This is a genomic window from Gramella sp. MAR_2010_147, assembly GCF_900105135.1.
GTDB lineage: Bacteria > Bacteroidota > Bacteroidia > Flavobacteriales > Flavobacteriaceae > Christiangramia.
In genome coordinates this window covers 3,069,660-3,082,208 of record NZ_LT629741.1, presented here as the reverse complement: position 1 = coordinate 3,082,208, position 12,549 = coordinate 3,069,660, and the positions used below count along the sequence as shown (strand labels likewise).

Annotated in this window: 13 protein-coding genes; 10 read left to right on the top strand and 3 right to left on the bottom strand. The window is 37.9% G+C overall.

The annotated features are described in order from the left end of the window. Positions 1-90: 90 nt before the first annotated feature. The 3 genes from typA to BLT95_RS13875 form a co-directional block, all read right to left on the bottom strand. Entirely contained in the window at positions 91-1,893 is a 1,803-nt protein-coding gene (gene typA, locus BLT95_RS13880) for a translational GTPase TypA (protein WP_089666734.1), read from the bottom strand. 79 nt (positions 1,894-1,972) lie between these two features. Beyond that, the gene (locus tag BLT95_RS14370; protein WP_157718071.1) at positions 1,973-2,137 is read right to left on the bottom strand and encodes a hypothetical protein; all 165 of its coding nucleotides are present in this window, start codon (positions 2,135-2,137) and stop codon (positions 1,973-1,975) included. A 32-nt stretch (positions 2,138-2,169) separates the two neighbouring features. Further along, complete coding sequence (locus BLT95_RS13875) at positions 2,170-2,655, bottom strand: DinB family protein (protein ID WP_089666733.1); 486 nt, start codon at positions 2,653-2,655, stop codon at positions 2,170-2,172. Between the two features lie 128 nt (positions 2,656-2,783). Between BLT95_RS13875 and kdsA the strand changes: the two genes are divergently transcribed. The 10 genes from kdsA to creD all read left to right on the top strand — a co-directional run bounded on the left by kdsA (position 2,784) and on the right by creD (position 12,537). After that, positions 2,784-3,602, top strand: coding sequence for a 3-deoxy-8-phosphooctulonate synthase (kdsA, locus tag BLT95_RS13870; protein ID WP_089666732.1), 819 nt, complete (start codon positions 2,784-2,786; stop codon positions 3,600-3,602). Between the two features lie 134 nt (positions 3,603-3,736). Next, positions 3,737-4,891 carry a hypothetical protein gene (locus BLT95_RS13865; protein ID WP_089666731.1) on the top strand — a complete coding sequence of 385 codons (1,155 nt, stop codon included), beginning with the start codon at positions 3,737-3,739 and terminating at the stop codon, positions 4,889-4,891. A 21-nt stretch (positions 4,892-4,912) separates the two neighbouring features. After that, positions 4,913-6,544 carry a BCCT family transporter gene (locus tag BLT95_RS13860; RefSeq protein ID WP_089666730.1) on the top strand — a complete coding sequence of 544 codons (1,632 nt, stop codon included), beginning with the start codon at positions 4,913-4,915 and terminating at the stop codon, positions 6,542-6,544. Continuing rightward, on the top strand, positions 6,541-7,395 hold the full coding sequence (locus tag BLT95_RS13855) for a universal stress protein (RefSeq protein ID WP_089666729.1): 855 nt from the start codon (positions 6,541-6,543) through the stop codon (positions 7,393-7,395). Before BLT95_RS13860 ends, BLT95_RS13855 begins: the two co-directional genes overlap by 4 nt. Before the next feature lie 207 nt (positions 7,396-7,602). Next, a complete protein-coding gene (locus tag BLT95_RS13850) occupies positions 7,603-8,943 on the top strand; it encodes a mechanosensitive ion channel (RefSeq protein WP_089666728.1) in 1,341 nt (446 codons plus the stop codon). A 108-nt stretch (positions 8,944-9,051) separates the two neighbouring features. Continuing rightward, a complete protein-coding gene (locus BLT95_RS13845; RefSeq protein ID WP_089666727.1) occupies positions 9,052-9,693 on the top strand; it encodes a hypothetical protein in 642 nt (213 codons plus the stop codon). Beyond that, complete coding sequence (locus BLT95_RS13840) at positions 9,693-10,013, top strand: transcriptional regulator (protein WP_089666726.1); 321 nt, start codon at positions 9,693-9,695, stop codon at positions 10,011-10,013. Before BLT95_RS13845 ends, BLT95_RS13840 begins: the two co-directional genes overlap by 1 nt. A gap of 61 nt (positions 10,014-10,074) precedes the next feature. Further along, complete coding sequence (locus tag BLT95_RS13835; protein WP_089666938.1) at positions 10,075-10,359, top strand: hypothetical protein; 285 nt, start codon at positions 10,075-10,077, stop codon at positions 10,357-10,359. A 14-nt stretch (positions 10,360-10,373) separates the two neighbouring features. Beyond that, the gene (locus BLT95_RS13830) at positions 10,374-11,138 is read left to right on the top strand and encodes an oxygenase MpaB family protein (RefSeq protein WP_089666725.1); all 765 of its coding nucleotides are present in this window, start codon (positions 10,374-10,376) and stop codon (positions 11,136-11,138) included. Positions 11,139-11,157: 19 nt separating this feature from the next. Beyond that, positions 11,158-12,537 carry a cell envelope integrity protein CreD gene (gene creD, locus BLT95_RS13825; protein WP_089666724.1) on the top strand — a complete coding sequence of 460 codons (1,380 nt, stop codon included), beginning with the start codon at positions 11,158-11,160 and terminating at the stop codon, positions 12,535-12,537. The last annotated feature ends 12 nt before the right edge of the window (positions 12,538-12,549 follow it).

The following is a 12,549-nucleotide window of genomic DNA, read 5'->3' as shown; positions in this document are numbered from 1 at the left end:
TTTATGCATGAAAAAGCCCACCTAACGGCAGGCTCTTTATATTTTCATCTCTCATTTATCCTTCGTCTACGCTCAGGATGAGATGAGATTTTAGATCGCTTTAGATCTTTTTCTTTCGTTTTCAGTAAGCAGCACTTTTCTCAACCTCAAGTGATTTGGAGTTACCTCAACATATTCATCTTTCTGAATATATTCTAAAGCTTCTTCCAAAGAAAACTTAATTGCAGGAACGATCTTCGCTTTATCATCTGCTCCTGAAGAACGTACGTTAGAAAGCTTTTTGGTCTTAGTGATATTCACCGCCATATCATCCTGACGAGAGTTTTCACCAATTACCTGACCTTCATAAATATCTTCTCCCGGATCTACAAAGAACTTACCTCTATCCTGTAGTTTATCAATAGAATAAGGAATCGCTTTTCCTTTTTCCATAGAAACCAAAGAACCATTCTGACGTTCCGGAATTCCACCTTTTACAGGCTGATATTCTTTATAACGGTGCGCCATGATCGCTTCACCTGCAGTAGCTGTAAGCAATTGATTTCTTAAACCAATAATTCCACGAGACGGAACAAGGAACTGAATATTCATTCTATCTCCCTTAGCTTCCATAGAAAGCATCTCCCCTTTTCTCATGGTAACCATTTCCACGGCTTTACCAGAAACATCTTCCGGAAGATCTATCGTTAATTCTTCAACAGGCTCACATTTAACTCCGTCAATTTCCTTGATAATTACCTGTGGCTGTCCAATTTGAAGTTCGTAACCTTCACGTCTCATAGTTTCGATAAGAACAGATAAGTGAAGTACTCCACGACCATACACTAGAAATTTATCAGCACTATCAGTCTCATTAACACGAAGAGCAAGGTTCTTCTCAAGCTCTTTCATCAAACGTTCCTTGATATGTCTTGAAGTAACGAATTTTCCATCTTTTCCGAAGAAAGGTGAATCGTTAATTGTGAAAAGCATACTCATCGTAGGCTCATCAATACGAATTGTTTTAAGTCCTTCAGGATTTTCAAAATCGGCAACCGTATCACCAATTTCAAAACCTTCCAGACCTACGATCGCACAAATATCTCCAGCCTGTACTTCCTCTATCTTTCTACGGCCTAAACCTTCGAAAGTATGTAGTTCTTTAATTCTTGTTTTCTTGATACTTCCATCACGCTTCACCAAAGAAACCTGCTGATTTTCTTTTAAAGTTCCTCTCTGCAATCTACCAATCGCAATACGCCCGGTAAATGAAGAGAAATCCAGAGAAGTAATCAACATTTGTGGAGTTCCCTCAAGATCTACCTTTGGTGCAGGAATATGTTCCATTACCATATCAAGCAGAGGCTCAATAGTATCAGTTTCATTTCTCCAGTCGTCGCTCATCCAGTTGTTCTTCGCCGAACCATAAACGGTTGGGAAATCCAGCTGCCATTCTTCTGCACCCAGTTCAAACATAAGGTCAAATACCTTTTCATGAACCTCATCTGGAGTACAGTTTTCTTTATCAACTTTATTTACCACCACACATGGCTTCAATCCAAGATCTATCGCTTTCTGCAATACGAAACGAGTTTGAGGCATCGGGCCTTCAAAAGCATCTACCAACAGTAATACACCATCGGCCATATTTAATACCCGCTCTACTTCACCACCAAAATCGGCGTGACCAGGAGTATCGATAATATTAATTTTTGTGTCTTTGTAAGTAACCGAAACGTTCTTAGAGGTAATGGTAATTCCACGCTCCCTCTCAAGATCATTATTGTCCAGAATAAGCTCACCCGTAGACTGGTTATCACGGAACAATTCACAGTGATGCATAATTTTATCAACCAGGGTAGTTTTACCGTGGTCAACGTGTGCGATAATCGCGATATTTCTAATAGCTGTCATGTAGCCTTATTTTTAAGGCTGCAAATGTACAGCTATTTTTCGCTAAACCATCGTGGTTTATAAAATATTTAATTCGCTGCTAATCAGTATGTTTTTGGGATTTTTTCAGTTTAATGAAGAAAACTGTAAGATGTCCTAATGCAGCTGCAATAAGAATATAGAGTTTCCAGTCCATTCCTATTCTGGAATAGAAAAAAATTCCGAAGCCTAAAAGCAATAGAAAATTGACTAAATAATTATACATGCTGAGCTAAATTCAGGCAAAAATAAGTAAAATTATTGCTCATCTGCAGATGGCCCATAGGTAGCTGGTACCGAAATATCCAGTAATCTAAAATAAACTCCCAGTTGCGCCCGGTGATGCGGAAATTGGTTCATCACGATAGATTGCAGAACATTGAATCTAGGCATTTCCATCAGAACAGTTTCACCTTCGGTCATTTTCCAGGTTTCACGATATACTTCATCTGGCTTTTGAAGTGCTTTCTCGGCCATGGATGCGTTATTCCTTAGATCTTCCAGAATTTCGTTGACTGAAGTTTTCGCCGGAGCCTGATAATCCTTCAGATCCCAAGCTTCAAAATCCATAGTACCGGCAACCCATTCAGGAATTTCAGCTAAATGATTTGCCAGTTCCTGAATGCTCATGGATTTATCATGGGGCTTCCAATCCATCTTATCTTCAGGGATTCTTTTTAAAAACTTTTCGGTCAAAGCTATTTCCTGCTGAAATTGGGGAACTAAAAACGCATAAATTTTCATACGACTGGATTATTAGCGTTAAACATTCTTCTAATTTACTTAAAAATACTTTTTGGTAAAAGCAATATCAGAACCATGCAATTGCACTGAGGATTTAAAACAATTACCTTTGCGATAAATTGAATAAAATGGAGCTAAGTAAAATTCCGAATATAAAACATACTGAAGCCAATAACTTCTTTCTCCTTTCCGGGCCTTGTGCCATAGAAGGCGAGGATATGGCTTTGAGAATTGCTGAAAAAGTGGTTTCCATTACCGATAAGCTGGAAATCCCTTACGTTTTCAAAGGTTCTTTTAAAAAAGCAAATCGTAGCAGAATTGATAGTTTTACCGGGATTGGTGATGAAAAAGCATTGAAAATTCTAAGAAAAGTTTCTGAAACTTTCAATATTCCTACAGTTACAGATATCCATGAAGTTAGTGACGCCAGATTAGCAGCAGAATATGTAGACGTTTTACAGATTCCCGCATTTTTAGTCAGGCAAACTGATCTTGTTGTCGCTGCCGCTGAAACCGGAAAAGTGGTCAATCTTAAAAAAGGTCAGTTTATGAGTCCGGAGGCTATGAAGCACGCAGTTACCAAAGTGACCGATTGTAATAATGAACAGGTGATGGTGACAGATCGCGGTACTATGTTCGGTTATCAGGATATGATTGTGGATTTTAGAGGCATTCCCACTATGCGTGAATTTGCTCCAACAGTACTGGATGTGACGCATTCTCTTCAGCAACCAAATCAGAGTAGCGGAGTTACAGGAGGAAGACCCGATATGATTGAAACCATAGCACGCGCCGGAGTGGTAAATAAAGTAGACGGCTTGTTTATTGAAACTCATTTTGATCCTGCAAATGCTAAAAGTGATGGTGCAAATATGTTAGATCTTGCATACCTGGAAAAGCTATTAAGTAATCTTGTAGCTATTAGAAAGACTGTAAATTCTTTATAAGAATATTAAAACCTATTCCTGGAAAGCTCCTTTTACGGGAGCTTTTTTTGTCATCAGATCTTAAATTAAAAGAACCTTAAATAGGATTCCATTCTATTTTCCATTAATTTGAAGTTCTATCAACCATTCAATACATGAAGAGAATATCTACCCTACAGAAATTCCTATTCACCTCCATTTTAATTATAGGAGTATTACCGTCTGGAACTCCTTCAGTTTACTCCCAGGAAAAACCTGAGATTTCGGTTGGTGGTGCACTTAGATTCAACTACAATCTTTCTTCCTGGAAAGATGGACAAAAAGAAAGAGGTGGAGACTTTGGCTATGATATGTTCCGGATTAATTTTAATGCTTCATGGAAAGATATTTATCTGGATGCTGAATACCGGCTTTATTCTCAGGCTTTCGGCGGAGGATTCCTGAAGCAGGGCTGGGTAGGTTATCGCTTTAACGAACAGGAAGAAATTCAGGTAGGTTTAAGCCAGGTGCCTTTTGGAATTCAACAATATAATTCACACAACTGGTTCTTTAACCTCACTTATTATTTTGGGTTGGAAGACGATCATGACATGGGCGTAAAATACCTTCATGTGGACGACACTTTTGAATATGACCTCGCTTTCTACAAAAATGCCGAAGAATTGCGTTTTGGTGGTGATACTGAAGCTTCCCCCGATAGATATTCTTATGATGTGGTGGGTAGAAATAAAGAAGTAAATCAAATAAACGGGAAATTGATCTATAAGTTTGGTGATTCCATTAAAAATCGTTTAGGTATCTCTGCTCAGTATGGCGGTTTATATAATCTGGATACCAAAGAAACAGGTTCACATGACGGGCTAGCCATTCATTACGAATTCGATTTTAAGAACTGGAATGTAAAGGCCCAGGCGATGAGAATTAATAATGACCCTAAAAATTTACCGGAAGAATCTAATGAGGTTTTGCAAATGGGAGCCTATGGAGTGCCTTATGAAGTCGCTTCAGATTTCAATATTTATACCCTGGCCTTTTCCAAAAATATTCCTGTGAAACTCGGCCCCATAAGCAACCTTCAATTTTATAATGATTTTGGGTTTATGGATAAGAAAATTGAAAGTTTTGAAGATTCCTTTATGAATGTAACGGGAGTGCTGGTGAGTGCAGGACATGTTTACACCTACATAGATTATGCCGCTGGATACAATCACTCCTGGCTTGGAGGAAATTTTGTGGATGATTTCTCTGTAGGAAATCCTGATGCGAAGTGGGAAGCAAGATTCAATATTAATATTGGATATTATTTTTAAGAATTAACAGAAATTAGATATATGGCTGAAAAAGTTACCAGAAGTGATGAAAAGAAATCCATATTTGGTCTGGAAGTAAACGGACCGGTATTTTTTACTTCGTCCATTTTTATAATTATAAGTATTGCGCTTACGCTCATTTTTGAGAAAGAAGCCGAATCCTTTTTTACCGATCTCCAAACCGGGGTGGCTGAAAATGCCGACTGGTTTTTCATTTTAGCGATTAACCTGTTCCTTATTTTTTTAATTTACCTGGCTTTGGGGAAATTCGGAAAACTAAGAATTGGAGGCCAAAATGCCAAACCTGAATTTAAAACGCTTTCCTGGTTTGCCATGCTTTTTAGTGCCGGCATGGGAATTGGTCTGCTCTTTTTTAGTGTTGGTGAACCTGTAATGCACTTCAACTCACCACCAACTGCGGAAGCCGGCACCGTTGCGGCTGCAAAAGAGGCTATGAATTTCACCTTTCTTCACTGGGGTTTTCATGCCTGGGCAGTTTACGCACTGGTAGGACTTTCTCTAAGTTATTTTACCTACACTCGTGGCTTACCCCTCACCATTCGTTCTATTTTCTATCCATTTTTAGGAGACCGCATCTATGGTAAAATTGGAGATGTGATAGATATATTTGCCGTTCTGGCAACCCTTTTTGGCTTGGCAACGTCCCTTGGTTTTGGAGTGCAACAGATAGCTTCCGGTTTGAATCATGTTTTTGATCTGGCTGATGGAATAACCACCCAGATTATTATCATTGCAATTATCACCATGATCGCCACGGCATCTGTAGTACTAGGAGTCGATAAAGGAGTAAAAGTACTTAGCGAATGGAATATGAGAATCGCTGTGGTTTTATTGATACTGGCACTTATATTAGGTCCAACCATATTCATTTTTCGATCTTTTGTAGAAAACACAGGAAGTTATCTGTATAATTTTCTGGAACTCTCTACCTGGAGTGAAACATTTACAAATACTTCCTGGCAGAATGACTGGACGGTCTTTTACTGGGGCTGGTGGATTGGCTGGTCTCCTTTTGTGGGAATGTTCATTGCCAGAATTTCCAAAGGGAGAACCATTCGAGAATTTATATTAGGGGTTTTACTAGTTCCTTCACTGGTTACATTCTTCTGGATGTCGGCATTTGGAAGTGTGGCCATAGATGAAATTATGGGAGGTAATGATGTTTTAAGCAAAGCTGTAGATGCTGATATAGCCACTGCCCTGTTTGTGTTTTTTCAGGATTATCCACTTTCAATGGTAATTAATATAGTTGCTATTTTACTTATTGCAGGATTTTTTATCACTTCTTCAGATTCAGGATCGCTGGTGATAGACAGCCTTACTTCGGGAGGGAAGATCGATGCTCCGGTAGGCCAACGAATTTTCTGGGCAGTGACCGAGGGTACTGTTGCTGCAGTACTTCTAGTAGGGGGTGGTTTGCAGGCGTTGCAGACAGCAACCATTGTAACCGGTTTACCTTTTGCAGTCATTCTAATGGTTATGTGTTATTCACTCCATAAAGGTCTCAAAGAAGACCTCAACAAACTGGATGAGAAAAAATCTAAAAAGCAGATGGAAAACTATGAAGAGATCGTTTCAGAAATAGTTAATAAAAGGAATTTAAAAACATCAGATAAAAAAGACGAAGCATGAGAACTATAGAAAAAATCCTGGTCGCACTTGATCTCACTTCAACCGATGAAGAACTTATAAGATACGCTTCATTTCTAGCTGATAAACTCCAGCCCAAAAAAGTATATTTTGTTCATAATATTAAAAAATATGAGATATCTGAACTGTTTAAAGAACAGCTTAAAGATCTGGATCTGGAAAAAATGATCAGTGATGAACTGGATGAAAAGGTTGCCAATCATTTTGATGCTAAAACAGACTCTGAAGTACTTATTTCTGAAGATCCATATACCGAATCGCTTATAAACTATGTAGTTCATAAATATAGCATAGACCTGGTGATCGTAGGAAATAAATCCAGGAAAAAAGGAACCGGGGTGATCTCAGAAAAACTAATGCGGTTGCTAAAATGTGATATCTTAAGTGTCCCGAAAAATGCCAGTCAACGTATTGATAAAATTTGGGCAGGAACAGACTTTTCCAGGGAGTCTATCAAATCACTTCAACGGGCATCCTACCTGGCAAACAATACCGGCGCTGAAATTACAGCTATTAATATTTATAATGTTCCTATCCAGTTTACCCCCTATCTTGAAAAGGAAGAAATGCTTCCTAAAATCGAGAAACATACGCGGGAAAAATTTGAAAAATTTCTTCATCGAAATAAAATAACAGATTGTGAGATCAAAATAATTCGTGGAAGGGAAGCCAGTGTAGCTGCAAAGCTATCTACTGAATCTGAAAATGCTGGTGCAGATCTTGTAATTGTAGCAGATAAAGGCGGAAATGTTTTTTCTTCGCTGCTGGTAGGAAGTGTAACTGATGAACTCTTTAGCCGAAGCCTCAAAATCCCTCTGTGGGTTACCAAGTAGGTTTAAATTGAGTTCCAATTTATTTGAAAATCAATTGGTTTTCAGAAATACCTCTTACGCCAACCGTAGTGCTATACATTATCTTTTATCTCATATCGGTAAACTTTTAAGTTTTTACGTCCAAAACATTTAAACTATTGTTAATCAAATTATTATTGATTAACATATCCAGTACCTTAAGGACAACTAACTTAATCAAATTTAATTATGAGAAATGAATTAGAGAATATCGCTAACAGTATTAGCGATTTTCTACCGGACCTTCTAGGTGCACTTTTAGTATTACTTATTGGATGGTTAATTGCAAAGGGAATCAAAGCAGTTATCGTAAGATTGCTTAGAAAGACCCGATGGGATGAAAAGGTTTTTGGTAAAGGAAAGATAGAAGATACCAATGTCTTTTTAGCCAATATTGTTTATTACGTGATCATGATCATTGTGATCCTTATTGTTCTGGAGATTCTTGGAGTAGACCAGGTATTAACTCCGTTGGAAAATATGGTAAGTGAGTTCCTTGGCTTTATTCCTAATCTGGTTGCAGCTATTCTTATTGGATTCATCGGTTATATCCTGGCAAAATTCGTATCGAATTTGATCAACATTGGCGGTACGTTCCTGGATAACATGATAGATAAAACGGGCTTTAAGGACACAGATAAATTGATCAATATCCTTAAAAAAGTGGTCTTTATTCTAATATTCATCCCCTTCCTTATTCAGGCTTTCAATGCTCTGGAACTGGATGCGATTTCAGGACCGGCTAACGATATTCTGGCAGATTTCACTGCATTAATAGGTGAGATCATCATTGCCGGTATTATCCTGGCCATCTTTATTTGGGGTGGAAAGTACCTGGCCAATTTCCTGGAAGATCTCTTTAAAAGTATGGGACTGGATAGAGCTGCGCAAAAAATCCAGATTCATAATATGATTGGGGCGAATCAATCGCTTTCAAAAATCGTAGCCAATTTAATTTACTTCTTCCTGGTATTCTTCGGGATTATTACTGCCGTGGATATTCTGGGACTTACCCAGCTTTCAGAAACGCTAGATGAAATTCTGGAAGTAACCGGACAGATCATTTTCGGATTGATCATCCTGGCAGTAGGTAATTATATTTCACTACTTATCTACAATACAATGAGTAAAACGAGAAGTAATAATTTTATTGCAAGTGTGGTAAGATGGTCTTCATTAGCGCTTTTTCTTGCAATCGCCCTTAGAACGATGGGTATTGCTAACGAGATCGTAGAATTGGCCTTTGGGTTGATTTTAGGAGCTATTGCAGTTGCGGTAGCGCTTAGTTACGGACTCGGTGGTCGTGATGCTGCCGGTGAACATTTTAGAGAAATTATCCAGAAATTTAAGGATGATAAATCTGTAAAAGATTCGGACGCAAATTCGGGGCCGGCTTCAAATCCTCGAAGAGATATAAACGACCCGGCAAATCCAAACAATCCTGATGGTCCTATGGATCCCAGAGACCCACGAAACCCTGGGAACTCTAATAATCCAGGAGATTCAAATGATCCTAGATTAGATATCTAAGATTGATTAAACGAAAAAAAAAAGCCTGTAATTTAATTACGGGCTTTTCATTTTTAACTTGTTTTATTCAATTTTTTAGTATTACTTTGTTTTTCAAAGTACTTTATAATGGAAAACGAAAAGTATCTTAAAGATCTCAGCGAGATCAAAAATATGATGAATCGCTCCTCCAGGTTTATCTCATTAAGTGGTCTTGCAGGAGTATTTGCTGGTGGCTATGCCATCATAGGAGCCATCATCGCAAAAATGCTTTTATCAGGAAATGATTCCGTCTATGGAGAAACCTATGATGCTTTTTCTGTAGAAAACCTGGATTCCAGCCTCACACTCAAATTGTTTCTTATTGCAATAGCAGTTTTGATTTTAGCAATTGGAACAGCTATATTCCTTACGACCAGAAAAGCAAATAAAAACGAGCAGAAGATCTGGGACAGTACGAGCAGAAGATTGGTGATAAACTTTTTTGCTCCTTTGGCCGCTGGTGGGGTATTTTGTTTGGTCCTGCTTCAGTATGAAATTATAGGTCTAATCGCACCAGCAATGCTTTTATTTTATGGACTTTCCCTTATTCATGCCAGTAAATATACTTTTGGTGATCTAAAGGGTTTAGGGTATTCTAATGTAGTCCTGGGACTTATTGCTACCCAGTTCATTGGCTACGGATTGTATTTCTGGGCGGCAGGCTTCGGAGTCTTTCATATTATTTATGGCATCTGGATGTATAATAAGTACGACCGAAAAAATGCCTAATGAAGAACATTATAAGCAATATAAATAAAGCATTTGATCATCGCATTCGCCTGGGAATTATGAGTGTCCTGATGGTGAATGAATATGCAGATTTCAGGACATTAAAGGAATTACTGGGCGCTACCGATGGTAATGTTGCAAGCCACACCAAAGCCCTGGAGAAAAAGAATTATATAAAAGTTGAAAAATCATTCATAGACCGAAAACCCAATACAAGATATCTGGCAACACCTCAAGGGAAAGTGGCCTTCCAGGACCATCTGGATGCTCTGGAGAAATTGCTCAACGCAGGAAACAAAATTGCTAAAAACAAGTCTTAAAAAAATTTGCGCACAAACTTTGAAATTCAAAGTACTTTATTTTAATCTAAACTTAAAAATCATGAAGATCAAACGAATTTTAAACATTATCCTAGTTGTAGGACTACTATTACTTATTCCACTTATCGGAATGCAACTAAGTGACGAAGTTGTATGGACTGCATCAGATTTTATCATTATGGGTGTCCTGCTTTTAGTTACCGGCTTAGGAATAGACTTTGTTTTAAGAAAATTTTCGTCCACCAAAAGCCGCATCATTGCAGGTGGAATAGTTCTGATTATTTTCTTCCTTATCTGGGCTGAGCTTGCAGTTGGAATATTTGGAACTCCATTCGCTGGATCATAGCAAAACCTTCTAACATGGAATATTTTGTAAAAAAACAATCTATCGTTCGGGAAGTATGGGGTAAAAGCGATACCATCCTTCTCATTTTTGCTGGTGCAGCCGCAGAATTCGCTCTTAACAGGGCTGTAGACTGGTTGTATTTCACCGGAAAATTACCAAAAGATCCGCTTGGCCGACTATTTTCAACCGTGGGATATGCCAGACAGATCGTTTTTTCTGAAAAGGAATTTGCTTTACAAACCATTGATAAAATTAATGCTGCACATGCCAGGGTAGAATACAAACGCGAAGCTAAGATCCCTGATTGGGCGTATCGAAACGTTCTATTTATGCTTATAGATTATTCAATAAGATCTTATGAAATTCTGGAACGCCCCCTCACTTTTTCTGAAAAGAAAGAAATCTACCAGGTTTTCCGGGAGCTAGGAATTCACATGAAGATTTCCAATTTACCGGCAAGTTATGAACTCTTCAAAAAAATGCGATCCATTGAGCTAAAGCAACATCTCTTTAACGGTGCCTACACTAAAGATTTATATCACCAATATCGAAAAAAACTGGGAGCTTCCAGGTTCCAGCTCTTACTAGAAACTCAAATTTTGATAGTACCGAGACCTGTGAGAAAAATGTTAGGTCTAAGAAAATTTTCATTTTTAAGTCCGTTCATTGGTTTATACAAACTAAGCAGAAGTTTACAACTCGATCAACTTTTAAAATCATTCATTCTTCCATCAGAATATAAAGCGGAGATCAAATCTCTGGATCACGTAGCTTTATAATTCATCAAACCATCTAATTATGGAAAATTCATCTCAAAAATCGGATAACAATAGAATTATTCACTGGCTAAAAAATTCTATTACAGCGCGAATGTTCACTATTGGAGTTCTCACGTTGATCTTGCTTATTCCTTTGTTCATGGTTCAGGAACTTATAAAAGAAAGATCTGAGCGCCAGAAGAGCGTCGTGACAGAAATCAATGATAAATGGGGAGATGCAGTTATCATCAATGGCCCTATTCTAAAACTTCCTTACCGGAGCTATCGAGAGAAACAAATTACCAATGCTCAAAAAGAGGTAACCACTGAAACTATTGAAGAATTAAAGTTTCTTTATTTTTTTCCTGAACAGCTGGACATTGCATCGGTAATTGACCCTATGATAAAGAAACGCGGATTATATCAAACCACAGTTTATAAAAGTGAAATTAAGGTTTCAGGTAATTTTTCTCCTGTTAATATTCAGGAGACAGAAATAGCTGAAGACAATATCCTGTGGGAAAAAGCAAAGATCATATTTAATATCTCCAACCTTAAAGGAGTAAACGACCAAATGAATATAAGCATGGCCGGTTCTTCCTATAATTTCACTTCGAGGTTTGAGGAGGTGCAACCACCACTTCAGAAACAGCAAGGCTTATTTCTTATGGAAAGTAAAACTATTAGATCCCGTGATCTACCTTTAAATAAAGATATCCCTTTTAAAATGGATCTATCGGTTAATGGAAGCTCAGAGATCTCCTTCATTCCCATAGGAAAAACGACAGTTGCTACCTTAAAATCTGACTGGAAAACCAATAGCTTTACAGGGAGTTTCCTGCCCTATAATGAACATAAAATAACCGAAACAGGATTTAATGCGAAGTGGAAGATTCTGGATATAAACAGGCCTTTTCCTCAAAGTTTCATCAACCATCTCCCAGACCTAACTCCATATGCCTTCGGAGTTAATTTTATGATCCCGGTTGATGAATATCAACAAAGTGAACGTGCTACAAAATATGGTATTCTGGTGATTGGGCTTACCTTCCTTCTGTTTTTCCTGATCCAGACCTTAAGTAAGATCCCAATTCATCCTTTTCAGTATCTTATGATCGGGCTCGGGCTCATTATGTTCTACACTTTACTGATCTCAATATCCGAACATAGCTCTTTCTTAAAAGCCTATTTAATAGCAGGAATTTCAGTAATTCTGATGATCAGTCTGTACTCAAAAAGCATTCTGAATAGATGGAAGTTTCCAATGTTTATTGGCCTTTCGCTATTTGCTCTCTATTCTTTCGTGTATGTGATTATTCAACTGGAAAGTTATGCGCTATTAACAGGAAGCATAGGTCTTTTCTTTATCCTGGCCATAGTGATGTTTATTTCCAGAAAAATAGATTGGAATAATTATTAAATATGTTTTCAA

Coding starts and splice junctions, on each gene's coding strand:
- creD (WP_089666724.1), top strand. CDS start 11,158: ATGGAAAATTCATCTCAAAAATCGGATAACAATAGAATTATTCACTGG.
- BLT95_RS14370 (WP_157718071.1), bottom strand. CDS start 2,137: ATGTATAATTATTTAGTCAATTTTCTATTGCTTTTAGGCTTCGGAATT.
- kdsA (WP_089666732.1), top strand. CDS start 2,784: ATGGAGCTAAGTAAAATTCCGAATATAAAACATACTGAAGCCAATAAC.
- BLT95_RS13865 (WP_089666731.1), top strand. CDS start 3,737: ATGAAGAGAATATCTACCCTACAGAAATTCCTATTCACCTCCATTTTA.
- typA (WP_089666734.1), bottom strand. CDS start 1,893: ATGACAGCTATTAGAAATATCGCGATTATCGCACACGTTGACCACGGT.
- BLT95_RS13875 (WP_089666733.1), bottom strand. CDS start 2,655: ATGAAAATTTATGCGTTTTTAGTTCCCCAATTTCAGCAGGAAATAGCT.
- BLT95_RS13855 (WP_089666729.1), top strand. CDS start 6,541: ATGAGAACTATAGAAAAAATCCTGGTCGCACTTGATCTCACTTCAACC.
- BLT95_RS13840 (WP_089666726.1), top strand. CDS start 9,693: ATGAAGAACATTATAAGCAATATAAATAAAGCATTTGATCATCGCATT.
- BLT95_RS13860 (WP_089666730.1), top strand. CDS start 4,913: ATGGCTGAAAAAGTTACCAGAAGTGATGAAAAGAAATCCATATTTGGT.
- BLT95_RS13850 (WP_089666728.1), top strand. CDS start 7,603: ATGAGAAATGAATTAGAGAATATCGCTAACAGTATTAGCGATTTTCTA.
- BLT95_RS13845 (WP_089666727.1), top strand. CDS start 9,052: ATGGAAAACGAAAAGTATCTTAAAGATCTCAGCGAGATCAAAAATATG.
- BLT95_RS13835 (WP_089666938.1), top strand. CDS start 10,075: ATGAAGATCAAACGAATTTTAAACATTATCCTAGTTGTAGGACTACTA.
- BLT95_RS13830 (WP_089666725.1), top strand. CDS start 10,374: ATGGAATATTTTGTAAAAAAACAATCTATCGTTCGGGAAGTATGGGGT.